The sequence below is a fragment of the Streptomyces sp. NPDC037083 genome, from assembly GCF_055606485.1.
Genome location: NZ_JBVJSQ010000002.1, coordinates 24,032 through 37,116 on the forward strand (window position 1 = coordinate 24,032; position 13,085 = coordinate 37,116).

The following is a 13,085-nucleotide window of genomic DNA, read 5'->3' on the forward strand; positions in this document are numbered from 1 at the left end:
CGGGGTGCGCTGCCTCGTGGGTGCGGCGTCCGGGCTAGTCTGCCGCCGTGTCCATGACCTCGCCCTTCGACGGCCTCCGCTTCGCCTTCGGCACCCTGTCCGTGTTCCCGGTCGGGGTGCCCCGCTGGGACCGTGCGGCGGCGCGCGGGGGCATGCTGAGCGCGCCCGCGGTCGGGCTGGCGGTGGGCGGCTGCGCGGCGGGGCTCGGGCTGCTGCTGCTCCGGCTCGGCGCGAGCCCGCTGCTCGCCGCCGTCGCCTCCGCCGCGGTGCCCGCCGTCCTCACCCGCGGTCTGCACCTCGACGGGCTGGCGGACACGGCGGACGGCCTGGGCAGCGGCAAGCCCGCCGAGGACGCGCTACGGATCATGAAGCAGTCGGACATCGGCCCGTTCGGCGTGCTCACGCTCGTCCTCGTGCTGCTCGCCCAGGTGGCCGCGCTGACGCAGCTCTACGGCAGGTCGTGGGCCCTGGGCGCGCTCGCCGCCGTCGTCTCGGCCGTCGCCGCCCGCCTCGCGCTGACCTGGGCGGCCCGCGACGGGGTGCCGGCCGCGCGGCCGGAAGGGCTGGGGGCAGCGGTGGCCGGGGTGGTCCCGGTGCGGGGCGCGGTCCTGCTCGCCGCGGTCGTCACGCTGGCCGCGGCGGGCGCCGGAGCATGGTCCGCACGGTACGAAGGCGGCGGCGACGTCGTCGTCCTGATCGGGCACGTCGGGCAGGGGGCCCGCTTCGAGCCGTACGACGCCGTCGGACCCGCGCTGGCGGTCCTCGCCGCCCTCGCCGCGGCCGAACTCCTCCTGCGGCACTGCACGCGACGTTTCGGAGGAGTCACCGGGGACGTGTTCGGCGGCCTGGCGGAGACGGCGGCGACCACCGCCCTGGTCGTGCTCTGCCTGGGACGTTAGACGCCCCTCAGCACGCCTCCCGCCACGCTCCCAGCTCGTACTTCTTCAGCAGCGAACTCAACTTCAGCCGGCGGGAGTCGGCGCAGAAGGCGCTCCTGGGGAGTTCGTACTCGACGTGGAAGACGGCCTTGCCCGCCTCGATGAAGGGGGTCAGCTTCTCGCACTCGTCGTACTGGGCGCACTGTTCGTCGACCGCGAAGTCGAAGTCTTCGACGAGGGCGGGAATCTGGTCGAGGTCGTTCTTCAGGCCGACGGACAGGCCGCGCTCGTGGGCGAGTCGGGCGACGAGGCGGTTGTAGCGAAGCTGGTCGGCGGCCTTCAGGGGGAAGCCGGTGGTGTTCCTGTAGCCGTCCATGTTGTCCGGCTCGACCGCGTCGAAGCCCTTGTCGCGGCACATGTCGAGGCGGGCCGCCATCAGCGGCTCCAGGACGTCGACCCGGCGGATGTCGAGCCAGCGTTCGCCCTTCCACCCGTTGCCCCTGCCCACCACGGACGCGGGGAACTTCTTCGCGTCGGGCCGCCAGTCCTCCCAGGCGCCGGTGGAGAGGTAGCAGACGACCTTGCGGCCGTCGTCGTGCAGGCCGGCGACCGTGGCCCCGGTGTGGTCGAAGCCGTCGATGTCGTAGACGGGCACGTCGACGGAGGTGTCCAGACGGCCGCTGAGCTGCCACTGCCAGTCGACGCCGGGGGCCGGCCGCCACAGCCCGTCCCGCGCGGGCCCGCCGTGCGAAGGCCCGCCGTCCGGCCGCTCACCGGCCGGTCCGGAGGAGCAGCCCGCCAGGAGCAGGGCGAGGAGGGACAGCAGGACGATCGGGCGTCTCACCGGACGGACTCCAGGGTGGGCGGCAACGTACGGACGATGATCGCCCATGCCCGGGCCGCGGGCACCCGCCGCCCCCGGTGCGCTGCGCCGCACTCCAACGAATCCGGCCAATCCCGACGCCTGTGACGCGGTTCATGGAGTGCGAGGACCGGGAAGTGGCCATGACGCCACTGACGGGTGAACACTCGCGTGCATGAGCGAACGCGCCTGCACGCGTACGCTCGTCCCGGGTTCGCCACGCCGGTCCGCCGCGCCGGTGAGACGCACCCCGGATGCGACCGCACCCACGACCCGGATCTAGGGTCGGCCCTGGGCCCGGTCGACCCACACACTCCGGCCACAGCAACTCCACATCGGAAGCGAGATTTCACCACCGTGACTGCTCTCACTCTCAGCACCGCCGCGGCGCCCGGCCTGCGGGCCGACGCGATCGTGATCGGTGTCGCCAAGGGCACCGCAACCGGGTCCGGCGGCCTGCTCGTCGCTCCGGGCGCCGAAGCCCTCGACAAGGCCTACGACGGCCGGCTCGCGGGCGTTCTGGACACCCTCGGCGCCTCCGGGGCCGAGGGCGAGGTGACGAAGCTGCCCGCCCCGGCCGGCTTCAAGACGCCGCTCGTGCTCGCGGTGGGACTCGGCTCCCAGCCCGAGAAGGACGCCGCCTTCGACGCCGAGGCGCTGCGCAGGGCGGCCGGCGTGGCCGCCCGCACCCTCACCGGCGCCAAGAAGGCCGCCTTCGCCCTGCCGGTGACCGACGCCGCCGACATCGGCGCCGTCGCCGAGGGCGTGGTGCTCGGCGCGTACTCCTTCGACGCCTACAAGCAGAGCGCCAAGGACGCCAAGGCCAAGAACGGCAAGGCGCCGCTCGCCGAGGCCGTGCTGCTCGGCGGCAAGCCGCGCGACGCCGCCCACAAGGCCGCGCTCGCCCGCGCCGCCGCCGTGGGCGAGGAGCTCAACCGCGCCCGCGACCTGATCAACATGCCGCCGAACGACCTCGACCCGGAGGCGTTCGCGGCCATCGCGCAGGCGGCCGCCAAGGAGCACGGCATCAAGGTGCAGGTGCTCGACGAGAAGGCGCTCGCCAAGGGCGGCTACGGCGGCATCCTGGGCGTCGGCTCCGGCTCGGCGGCGACCCCGCGCCTGGTGAAGCTGTCGTACACCTCCTCCAAGGCGAAGAAGCACCTCGCCTTCGTCGGCAAGGGCATCACCTACGACTCGGGCGGCATCTCGCTGAAGCCCGCCGGGCACAACGAGACGATGAAGTGCGACATGAGCGGCGCGGCGGCGGTCTTCGCCGCGGTCGTCGCGGCCGCCCGGCTCGGCCTGGAGGTGAACGTCACCGGATGGCTGGCGCTCGCCGAGAACATGCCGTCCGGCTCCGCCACCCGCCCGGGTGACGTGCTGCGCATGTACAGCGGCAAGACCGTCGAGGTCCTCAACACCGACGCCGAGGGCCGGCTGGTCCTGGCGGACGCGCTGTGGGCGGCCTCCGCGGACAAGCCGGACGCGATCGTCGACGTCGCCACCCTGACCGGCGCGATGATGCTGGCGCTGGGCAGCCGGACGTTCGGGATCATGGCCAACGACGACGCGTTCCGCTCCGCGGTGCACGAGGCCGCCGAGGAGGTGGGCGAGCCGGCGTGGCCGATGCCGCTGCCGGAGCACCTGCGCAAGGGCATGGACTCCACGGTCGCCGACATCGCGAACATGGGCGAGCGGATGGGCGGCGGGCTGGTGGCCGGTCTCTTCCTGCGCGAGTTCGTGGGCGAGGGGATCACCTGGGCGCACCTGGACATCGCCGGTCCGGCGTTCAACGAGGGCGGCCCCTTCGGGTACACGCCGAAGGGCGGCACCGGCACCGCCGTGCGCACGCTGGTGCGGCTCGCGGAGCTGACCGCCTCCGGCGACCTGGGCTGACGTTTCTTTTCCGGTGAGCGGGGACTGTGCGCCTGATCACTCGGTTCCACCCGTCTGCGACGGGTGCCGACCGTATGTGGCTGGTCGCGCAGTTCCCGCGCCCCCGAAGTACGCCCGTCACGTCCGTCACATGTGAGCGTGGGGTGTCTCACACCCCGGCCCCGCGTCTCGTTCGTCTCCCACAGGTGCGAAGATGGGCCTCGGCAGGACAGGGCCCCCACCACAGGGCCGAAGAAAGAGCGGCCGGACACCAGCCGCCGGCGGTCAGCGACGACCGGCGCACGGCGCACATGCATGGAGGACGTGACGTGGCGAACGACGCCAGCACCGTTTTCGACCTAGTGATCCTCGGCGGTGGTAGTGGCGGTTACGCCGCGGCCCTGCGCGGGGCGCAGCTGGGCCTGGACGTCGCCCTGATCGAGAAGGACAAGGTCGGCGGCACCTGCCTGCACCGGGGTTGCATCCCCACCAAGGCCCTGCTGCACGCGGGCGAGATCGCCGACCAGGCCCGCGAGAGCGAGCAGTTCGGCGTCAAGGCCACCTTCGAGGGCATCGACGTCCCCGCCGTCCACAAGTACAAGGACGGCGTCATCTCCGGCCTGTACAAGGGCCTGCAGGGACTCATCGCCTCCCGCAAGGTGACGTACATCGAGGGTGAGGGCCGTCTGTCCTCCCCGACCTCCGTCGACGTGGGCGGACAGCGCGTCCAGGGCCGCCACGTCCTGCTCGCGACCGGCTCCGTGCCGAAGTCGCTGCCGGGCCTGGAGATCGACGGCGACCGGATCATCTCCTCCGACCACGCCCTCGTCCTGGACCGCGTGCCGAAGTCCGCGATCATCCTGGGCGGCGGCGTCATCGGCGTCGAGTTCGCCTCGGCGTGGAAGTCCTTCGGCGCCGACGTGACGGTCATCGAGGGCCTCAAGCACCTCGTCCCGGTCGAGGACGAGAACTCCTCCAAGCTCCTCGAGCGCGCGTTCCGCAAGCGCGGCATCAAGTTCAACCTGGGCACCTTCTTCTCGAAGGCCGAGTACACCGCCGACGGCGTCAAGGTCACCCTGGCCGACGGCAAGGAGTTCGAGGCCGAGGTCCTGCTCGTCGCGGTGGGCCGCGGGCCCGTCTCCGCCGGTCTCGGCTACGAGGAGCAGGGCGTCGCGATGGACCGCGGCTACGTCCTGGTCGACGAGTACATGCGCACCAACGTCCCGACCGTCTCCGCCGTCGGCGACCTGGTCCCGACGCTCCAGCTCGCGCACGTCGGCTTCGCCGAGGGCATGCTGGTGGCGGAGCGTCTGGCCGGTCTGAAGGTCGTTCCGATCGACTACGACGGCGTCCCCCGGGTGACCTACTGCCACCCCGAGGTCGCCTCCGTGGGCATCACCGAGGCCAAGGCCAAGGAGCTCTACGGTGCGGACAAGGTCGTCGCTCTGAAGTACAACCTCGCGGGCAACGGCAAGAGCAAGATCCTCAACACCGCGGGCGAGATCAAGCTCGTCCAGGTCAAGGACGGCGCCGTGGTCGGCGTCCACATGGTCGGCGACCGCATGGGCGAGCAGGTCGGCGAAGCCCAGCTGATCTACAACTGGGAGGCGCTGCCCGCCGAGGTCGCGCAGCTCGTCCACGCCCACCCGACGCAGAACGAGGCGCTCGGCGAGGCCCACCTGGCCCTGGCGGGCAAGCCGCTGCACTCGCACGACTGACCCTCGGTCGACGAAGCGACGACACAGACTTCCGCAACTCGTAAGGAGCAACCGAAACCATGGCGGTTTCCGTAACCCTTCCGGCGCTCGGCGAGAGCGTCACCGAGGGCACTGTCACCCGCTGGCTGAAGGCCGAGGGTGAGCGCGTAGAGGCCGACGAGCCGCTGCTCGAGGTGTCGACCGACAAGGTCGACACCGAGATCCCCTCCCCCGCCGCCGGCGTCCTGGCCTCCATCAAGGTCGCCGAGGACGAGACCGTCGAGGTCGGCGCCGAGCTGGCCGTGATCGACGACGGCACCGGCGCCCCCGCGGCCGCCCCGGCCCCGGCCGCCGAGGAGGTCGCCCCGCCGGCCCCCGAGCCGACCCCGGCCGCCGAGCCCTCCACCGAGCAGGCGGCTCCCGCCCCGGCTCCCAGCGCCGAGGCCGCCTCCGGCGGCGGCTCCGCCGAGGGCACGGACGTCGTCCTGCCCGCGCTCGGCGAGTCCGTCACCGAGGGCACCGTCACCCGCTGGCTGAAGTCGGTCGGCGACAGCGTCGAGGCCGACGAGCCGCTGCTCGAGGTGTCGACCGACAAGGTCGACACCGAGATCCCGGCGCCCACCTCCGGTGTGCTGCTGGAGATCACGGTCGGCGAGGACGAGACCGCCGAGGTCGGCGCCAAGCTCGCCGTCATCGGCGCCCCGGGCGCGGCTCCGGCCGCCGCTCCGGCGCCCGCCGCTCCGGCCCCGGCTCCCGCCGCCGCTGCCCCGGCCCCCGCGCCGGCCGCCCCGGCTCCGGCAGCCCCGGCTCCGGCTCCGGCTCCGGCTGCTCCGGCTCCCGCCCCGGCCGCCGCCGCCCCGGCGGCTCCGGCTCCGGCTCCGGCTCCGGCTCCGGCCGCTCAGGCTCCCGCGGCCGCCCCGGCCCCGGCCGCTCAGGCGACCGACGAGGGCGCGTACGTGACCCCGCTGGTGCGCAAGCTCGCCTCCGAGAACGGCGTCGACCTGGGCTCCGTCAAGGGCACCGGCGTCGGCGGTCGCATCCGCAAGCAGGACGTCCTCGCCGCCGCCGAGGCCGCGAAGGCCGCCACCGCGCCGGCGCCGGCCGCCGCGCCCGCCGCCGGCGCGGCGAAGCAGGCCCCGAAGCTCGAGGCCTCCCCGCTGCGCGGCCAGACCGTCAAGATGACCCGCATCCGCAAGGTCATCGGCGACAACATGGTGAAGGCGCTGCGCGAGCAGGCCCAGCTGTCGTCGGTCGTCGAGGTCGACATCACCCGGCTGATGAAGCTCCGCGCGCAGGCGAAGGACTCCTTCGCGGCCCGCGAGGGCGTCAAGCTCTCCCCGATGCCGTTCTTCGTGAAGGCGGCGGCCCAGGCGCTGAAGGCCCACCCGGTCATCAACTCCCGGATCAACGAGGCCGAGGGCACCATCACCTACTTCGACACCGAGAACGTCGGTATCGCGGTGGACTCGGAGAAGGGCCTGATGACCCCGGTCATCAAGGGCGCGGGCGACCTGAACATCGCCGGCATCGCCAAGGCCACGGCCGACCTGGCGGGCAAGGTCCGCGCCAACAAGATCACCCCGGACGAGCTGTCCGGAGCGACCTTCACCATCAGCAACACCGGCTCGCGCGGCGCGCTGTTCGACACGATCATCGTGCCGCCGAACCAGGTCGCGATCCTCGGCATCGGTGCCACGGTCAAGCGGCCGGCCGTCATCGAGACGGAGGAGGGCACGGTCATCGGCGTCCGCGACATGACGTACCTGACCCTGTCCTACGACCACCGTCTGGTCGACGGCGCCGACGCGGCCCGTTACCTGACCGCGGTCAAGGCGATCCTGGAGGCCGGCGAGTTCGAGGTCGAGCTCGGCCTCTGACGCGCGCAGGTCCAGCAGCCAGCGGCCCCCGTCCGGAGCTTTCCGGGCGGGGGTCCTGGCTTTCTCGCGTCCGTCGGCCGACGCGGGCGAGGGCCTGCCTTGCCGTCACGCCGCCCGCCGCGCTCGGCCCCGGAACCATGTAAGTCTCGTCTCACCTGCGTGAAAGCGCGACCGTGCGCCTCTCCTCCGCGAGCCCGCGGCCGTATTGTCTAAACGTCAAACGCCCCCGGGGCCGATGGGCGGCCCCTGCTCGAAGGAGCTCTCATGACCGCGCCCGTCGTCCACTCGCTGCGCGAACAGATCCGCGAGCACATCGTGGAGGGGATCGTGAGCGGGCGCTGGCAGCCGGGCGAGCGGATCGTGGAGCGGCGGATCGCCACCGAGCTGGAGGTCAGCCAGACCCCGGTGCGGGAGGCGCTGCGCGAGCTGGAGTCGCTGCGGTTGATCGAGTCCGCGCCGAACAAGGGCGTGCGGGTGCGCAATCTGACGGCGGCCGACCTGGAGGAGAGCTATCCGGTGCGGGCCGGCCTGGAGGCGATCGCCGCGGAGCTGGCGGCCCGGAAGCTGGCCGAGGACTGCTCGGCGCTCGAACCGCATGTCGCCGCCCTCTACGAGGCGGACCGCGCGTCCGACGGCACCGCCCAGGTGCGGCACACCGTCGGCTTCCACCGGGAGCTGGTGCGCGCGGCCGGCAACTCCGTGCTGCTGCACACCTGGGAGGGCCTGGGCATCGAGGTGTTCACGGCGCTGTCCATCCGCTGGCTGGGCACGGTGCAGCAGTCGTACGCGGAGGAGCACGAGGAGTTGGTGGCCGCGTTCAAGCGGCGCGACCCCCGGATCGCCGAGCTGGTGAAGGCGCACGTCCTGGGCTGCGCGCCGAGGGCGTGAAGCAGCCGAGCGCCCCTGCGCTCACCTGCGGAAACACCCGAAAAGACGCGGCACGGGGTGCCTGACCGAAAGGCACCCCGTGCCTACTTTCTCGTAATCGAGAGTTTTTTCCCTTCAACCCTTTGATCGATCATCGATCAGGGAGTTACAGTCGCCGACGGGCCGCGCGGCGGTGCCGTACCACGGCGCCGCACGAAGCCCTCACGCCCTGTCCTGCCAAAGACCAAGGGCACCCCCGAACCCTTACCGATGAGGGAACCCCCTTCGACTGAGGAAGGCGGCGACATGACCGACCCCCACGCCATCCAGCCGAGCGCGCTCGACCAGCTCCCCGACCGGGACCCGGAGGAGACCGCCGAATGGCAGGCCTCCCTGGACGCGGTCGCCAAGGCGGCCGGGCCGCACCGCGCGGCCTACCTGATGCGCCGCACGCTGGAGCGTGCCGAGGGCAACGGCATCGCGCTGCCCAAGCTGCTCGAGACCGACTACGTCAACACCATCCCGACCGCCGCCGAGCCCTCCGCGCCCGGTGACCCGGAGATGGAGCGGAAGATCACCGCGTGGAACCGCTGGAACGCGGCCGCGATGGTGACCCGGGGCAGCAAACACGGGGTCGGCGGCCACATCGCCACCTTCGCCTCGGCCGCCTGGCTCTACGAGACCGGCTTCAACCACTTCTTCCGGGGCAAGGAGGCCGACGGCTCGGGCGACCAGCTCTACATCCAGGGCCACGCCTCCCCCGGCATCTACGCCCGCGCCTTCCTCGACGGCCGGCTGACCGAGCAGCACCTGGACAACTTCCGCCAGGAGTCGGGCGGCAACGGCCTCCCGTCCTACCCTCACCCGCGGCGGCTGCCCTGGCTGTGGGAGTTCCCGACCGTCTCCATGGGTCTCGGTCCGCTCTCCGCCATCTACCAGGCGCGCTTCAACCGCTATCTCACCAACCGCGACATCAAGGACGTCTCCGCCTCCCACGTGTGGGCGTTCCTCGGCGACGGCGAGATGGACGAGCCCGAGTCCACGGCGGCGCTCGCACTCGCCTCCCGCGAGGGCCTGGACAACCTGACCTTCGTCATCAACTGCAACCTGCAGCGCCTCGACGGCCCGGTCCGCGCGAACTTCAAGATCGTGCAGGAGCTGGAGGCCCAGTTCCGCGGCGCCGGCTGGAACGTCATCAAGACGCTGTGGGGCACCGCGTGGGACGAGCTGTTCCAGCTCGACACCAAGGGCGCGCTGGTACGACGGCTGCGCGAGGTGCCGGACGCCCAGGTGCAGACGTACCAGACGCGCGACGCGGCCTACATCCGCCAGGACTTCTTCGGCAAGGACCCCGCGCTCGTCGAGATGGCGAAGCTGCTGAGCGACGACAAGATCCTGGAGTGCTTCCACCTCTCCCGCGGCGGCCACGAGGCCGGCAAGGTCTACGCGGCGTACAAGGCGGCCGTGGAGTTCAAGGGCGCTCCGACGGTCATCCTGGCCCAGACGGTCAAGGGCCACACCCTCGGCGAGGGCTTCGCGTCGAAGAACGCCAACCACCAGATGAAGAAGCTGACGGTGGACGAGTTCAAGGCGATGCGCGACCTGCTGGAGCTGCCGATCTCCGACGCGCAGTTCGTCGACGGGGTCGTCCCCTACGGCCACCCCGGCGCCGACTCGCCCGAGGTCCGCTACCTCCAGGAGCGCCGCGCGGCCCTCGGCGGCCCGGCCCCGGCCCGCCGTACGCACGCGCTCGCGCCGCTGCCGGCCCCGGCCGAGAAGGCGTTCGCCTCCTTCGACAAGGGCTCCGGCTCGCAGAACGTGGCGACCACCATGGCCTTCGTCCGCCTGATCAAGGACCTGGTCCGCGACAAGGAGACCGGGAAGCGCTGGGTGCCGATCGTCCCCGACGAGGCGCGCACCTTCGGCATGGAGTCGCTGTTCCCGTCGCTCGGGATCTACTCCCCCAAGGGCCAGACGTACGAGCCGGTCGACCGCGACCAGCTGATGTACTACAAGGAGGCCAAGAACGGCCAGATCCTCAACGAGGGGATCACCGAGGCCGGTTCGATGGCCGACTTCATCGCCGCGTCCACCGCGTACTCCACGCACGGTGAGGCGATGATCCCGTTCTACATCTTCTACTCGATGTTCGGCTGGCAGCGCACGGCCGACCAGATGTGGCAGCTCGGCGACCAGCTCGGCCGCGGCTTCCTCGTCGGCGCGACGGCGGGCCGCACGACGCTGACGGGCGAGGGCCTGCAGCACGCCGACGGCCACTCCCCGGTCATCGCCGCGACCAATCCGGCCGCGCTCAGCTACGACCCGGCGTTCGCGTACGAGATCGCGACGATCGTCAAGGACGGTCTGCGCCGGATGTACGGCGAGGCGGCCCCGGGCGAGGACCCGAACGTCTTCTACTACCTCACCGTCTACAACGAGCCGATGCCGCAGCCGGCCAAGCCGGCCGCCCCCGGCGTGGACGAGGGCATCGTCAAGGGCCTGTACCGCTTCAACACGGCGGAGTCGGCCGGGGTGGAGGTCGCGGCGGCCAACGCCCCGCGCATCCAGCTGCTGGCCTCGGGCACCGCGATCCACTGGGCCCTGACGGCGCAGAAGCTGCTCGCCGAGGAGTGGGGCGTGGCCGCCGACGTGTGGTCCGCTACCTCCTGGACCGAGCTGCGCCGTGACGCGCTGGAGGCCGACGCGGCCCTGCTGCGCGGCGAGGAGCGCACGCCGTACGTCAGGCGGGCGCTGCAGGGCGCCGAGGGACCCGTGCTGGCGGTCTCCGACTACATGCGCCAGGTGCCGGACCAGATCGCGCAGTGGGTCGAGCAGGACTGGTCCTCGCTGGGCGCGGACGGCTTCGGCCTGTCCGACACCCGTGAGGCGGCCCGCCGTCACTTCGGCGTCGACGCCGAGTCGGTCGTCGTCGCGGCCCTGGCCCAGCTCGCCCGGCGCGGCGAGGTCAAGGCGGCCGCGGTGAAGGAAGCGCGCGAACGGTACGGCCTGTAGGCCGTCGGCAGGTCGACGTGTGACGCGGGGGGTACGGCTCGAGGGCCGTGCCCCCCGCGTTGTCGGTGGGTCCCGGCATCATGGGCCCATGCGCGCTGCCCGCCTGATCAAGATGGTGCTGCTCCTGCAGTCCCGGCCCACCATGACCGCCGCCGAGCTGGCGCGGGAGCTGGAGGTGTCGGAGCGTACGGTCACGCGGGACGCGCAGGCGCTGTCGGAGGCCGGCGTGCCGGTGTACGCGGAGCGGGGCCGGGCGGGCGGCTACCGGCTCGTCGGGGGGTACCGGACCCGGCTGACGGGGCTGGGGCGCGGGGAGGCCGAGGCGCTCTTCCTCAGTGGGGTGCCGGGGGCGCTGCGGGAGATGGGCCTGCAGGACGTCGCGTCGGCCGCGCGGCTGAAGGTGTCGGCGGCCCTGCTGCCCTCGCTGCGGGACGCCCCGCGGGCGGCGGCGCAGCGCTTCCATCTGGACGCGCCCGCGTGGTTCCGGGAGCCGCAGGCGCCGGCGCTGCTGCCGTCGGTCGCGGACGCGGTGTGGGACGACCGGTGCGTGCGGGCCCGTTACCGGCGCGGGGACCGGGAGGTCGAGCGGGAGCTGGAGCCGTACGGGCTCGTGCTCAAGGCAGGCGTCTGGTACCTGTGCGCACGGGTGCGGGGCGACGGCGACGCGGACGGCGGCGACGGCGACGGCGACGGCGACGGCGGGGTGTTCCGTACCTACCGGATCGACCGGTTCGTCGGCGTCGATGACCTGAAGGATCGTTTCAGCCGGGATGAGGGGTTCGACCTCCCCGGCTTCTGGCGTGAGCAGGCCGAGCGGTTCGCGCGCTCGATCCTGCGGGCCGAGGTCGTCGTCCGGCTGTCGGAGGCGGGCGTGCGTGCGCTGCCGCACGCGGTGGACCCGGTGGCCGCCCGGGACGCGCTGGCCGCGGCCGGGGAGCCGGACGGGCGGGGGCGGGTGACGGTCACGCTGGGAGTGGAGTCGCTGGAGGTCGCGCACAGCCAGCTCACGGCGTTGGGGGCGGAGGCCGAGGTGGTCTCCCCCGAGGCCCTGCGCAAGCGCTTCGCCGAGGACGCGGCACGACTGGCGGAGTTGTACCGGCCGGGGTGAGAATCCCCGGCACTCCGGGTGCGTCCCGCGCGGTGAGGCACGATGCTGGACGCTGTGATGGACGAGACGGAGTTCTGGGAGCTGGTGGACGCCTCCCGCGAGGCCGCCGAGGGCGATCCCGAGGAGCAGGCCGACCTGCTCGTGGAGCGGCTGGTGAGGCTGGACCCGGAGTCCGTGCTCGACTTCGCCCGCCACTTCGAGTCCCGCTACAACCGCGCCTACCGCTGGGATCTGTGGGGCGCCGCGTGGCTGCTGCTGGACGGGGCGAGCGACGACGCCTTCGACTACTTCCGGTGCTGGCTGATCGGGCAGGGCCGCGAGGTCTTCGAGGGCGCCCTGCACGGCGACCCGGACTCGCTCGCCGACCTGCTGGAGGACTTCGACGAGGAGATCGACGGGGACGGCGAGGAACTCGGCTACGCGGCCGACGAGGCCTACGAGCAGCTCACCGGGACGGTCGCCCCGGACCTGGGCATCCCGCCCGCGCCCGCCGAACCCGAGGGAACGCCCGTCGATTTCGAGAACGAGGGGGCCCTGGCCGCCCGGTATCCCCGGCTCTGGCAGCGTTTCAAGGAGTGAGCCCGGCGGCGGACCCGGTCGGCGCTCACACGGAGAGCCTGCGGCGGGTGATGTCCGTCGGGATGGAGGCCTACGGCTGCTCGACGCGCACCGCGTGGTGCATCGGCGCCCTGTTGGCCTGCTCCAGCGCGGACGCGGTGGCCGCGGCCGGGCCGAGGAGGACCGCGGCGACGGCGCAGAGCACGGTCCAGGGGCCGCGGGCCGCCCGGGCCCGGCCGTCGCCCCGCTCCACGGACTGCTCGGACTGCTCCGACCGCGCGGACTGCGTGGACCGCGTGGACTGCGTGGACTGCTTCGACTGTGCGCGCCTGCTGTTCATGTTCCCCGCCT

Annotated in this window: 10 protein-coding genes; 8 read left to right on the plus strand and 2 right to left on the minus strand. The window is 72.5% G+C overall.

Annotated elements, in window-relative coordinates; translation table 11 throughout:
* The first annotated feature begins 53 nt into the window (after positions 1-53).
* Positions 54-899, plus strand: a complete 846-nt coding sequence (locus ACZ7DE_RS04945) for an adenosylcobinamide-GDP ribazoletransferase (RefSeq protein ID WP_470758972.1) — start codon at positions 54-56, stop codon at positions 897-899.
* Between the two features lie 7 nt (positions 900-906).
* On the opposite strand, the gene ACZ7DE_RS04950 is transcribed toward ACZ7DE_RS04945, so the two are convergent.
* Positions 907-1,722 (minus strand): endo alpha-1,4 polygalactosaminidase, encoded by an 816-nt coding sequence (locus ACZ7DE_RS04950; RefSeq protein ID WP_470758067.1) that lies wholly within the window; start codon positions 1,720-1,722, stop codon positions 907-909.
* A gap of 375 nt (positions 1,723-2,097) precedes the next feature.
* Here ACZ7DE_RS04950 and ACZ7DE_RS04955 point away from each other — a divergent pair, with 375 nt between their 5' ends.
* The 7 genes from ACZ7DE_RS04955 to ACZ7DE_RS04985 all read left to right on the plus strand — a co-directional run bounded on the left by ACZ7DE_RS04955 (position 2,098) and on the right by ACZ7DE_RS04985 (position 12,755).
* On the plus strand, positions 2,098-3,636 hold the full coding sequence (locus ACZ7DE_RS04955) for a leucyl aminopeptidase (RefSeq protein ID WP_470758069.1): 1,539 nt from the start codon (positions 2,098-2,100) through the stop codon (positions 3,634-3,636).
* A gap of 308 nt (positions 3,637-3,944) precedes the next feature.
* Positions 3,945-5,333 carry a dihydrolipoyl dehydrogenase gene (gene lpdA / locus ACZ7DE_RS04960; protein WP_470758071.1) on the plus strand — a complete coding sequence of 463 codons (1,389 nt, stop codon included), beginning with the start codon at positions 3,945-3,947 and terminating at the stop codon, positions 5,331-5,333.
* A gap of 59 nt (positions 5,334-5,392) precedes the next feature.
* Positions 5,393-7,189 (plus strand): 2-oxoglutarate dehydrogenase, E2 component, dihydrolipoamide succinyltransferase, encoded by a 1,797-nt coding sequence (sucB, locus tag ACZ7DE_RS04965; RefSeq protein WP_470758073.1) that lies wholly within the window; start codon positions 5,393-5,395, stop codon positions 7,187-7,189.
* A gap of 264 nt (positions 7,190-7,453) precedes the next feature.
* Positions 7,454-8,077: a GntR family transcriptional regulator gene (locus ACZ7DE_RS04970; RefSeq protein WP_470758075.1), complete on the plus strand. Its 624-nt coding sequence runs from the start codon at positions 7,454-7,456 to the stop codon at positions 8,075-8,077.
* Between the two features lie 285 nt (positions 8,078-8,362).
* Positions 8,363-11,068, plus strand: a complete 2,706-nt coding sequence (gene aceE, locus ACZ7DE_RS04975; protein WP_470758077.1) for a pyruvate dehydrogenase (acetyl-transferring), homodimeric type — start codon at positions 8,363-8,365, stop codon at positions 11,066-11,068.
* An 88-nt stretch (positions 11,069-11,156) separates the two neighbouring features.
* Entirely contained in the window at positions 11,157-12,176 is a 1,020-nt protein-coding gene (locus ACZ7DE_RS04980; protein WP_470758079.1) for a helix-turn-helix transcriptional regulator, read from the plus strand.
* A gap of 57 nt (positions 12,177-12,233) precedes the next feature.
* Positions 12,234-12,755, plus strand: coding sequence for a DUF4240 domain-containing protein (locus tag ACZ7DE_RS04985; protein ID WP_470758973.1), 522 nt, complete (start codon positions 12,234-12,236; stop codon positions 12,753-12,755).
* 70 nt (positions 12,756-12,825) lie between these two features.
* Here the strand turns inward: ACZ7DE_RS04985 and ACZ7DE_RS04990 are convergent, their stop codons facing one another.
* Complete coding sequence (locus ACZ7DE_RS04990) at positions 12,826-13,074, minus strand: hypothetical protein (protein WP_470758081.1); 249 nt, start codon at positions 13,072-13,074, stop codon at positions 12,826-12,828.
* Positions 13,075-13,085 lie beyond the last annotated feature (11 nt).

What these genes read in the sequence shown, in the direction of transcription:
- ACZ7DE_RS04945 (WP_470758972.1), top strand. Translation starts at nt 54, where the DNA reads ATGACCTCGCCCTTCGACGGCCTCCGCTTCGCCTTCGGCACCCTGTCC.
- sucB (WP_470758073.1), top strand. Translation starts at nt 5,393, where the DNA reads ATGGCGGTTTCCGTAACCCTTCCGGCGCTCGGCGAGAGCGTCACCGAG.
- ACZ7DE_RS04970 (WP_470758075.1), top strand. Translation starts at nt 7,454, where the DNA reads ATGACCGCGCCCGTCGTCCACTCGCTGCGCGAACAGATCCGCGAGCAC.
- aceE (WP_470758077.1), top strand. Translation starts at nt 8,363, where the DNA reads ATGACCGACCCCCACGCCATCCAGCCGAGCGCGCTCGACCAGCTCCCC.
- ACZ7DE_RS04980 (WP_470758079.1), top strand. Translation starts at nt 11,157, where the DNA reads ATGCGCGCTGCCCGCCTGATCAAGATGGTGCTGCTCCTGCAGTCCCGG.
- ACZ7DE_RS04985 (WP_470758973.1), top strand. Translation starts at nt 12,234, where the DNA reads ATGGACGAGACGGAGTTCTGGGAGCTGGTGGACGCCTCCCGCGAGGCC.
- ACZ7DE_RS04990 (WP_470758081.1), bottom strand. Translation starts at nt 13,074, where the DNA reads ATGAACAGCAGGCGCGCACAGTCGAAGCAGTCCACGCAGTCCACGCGG.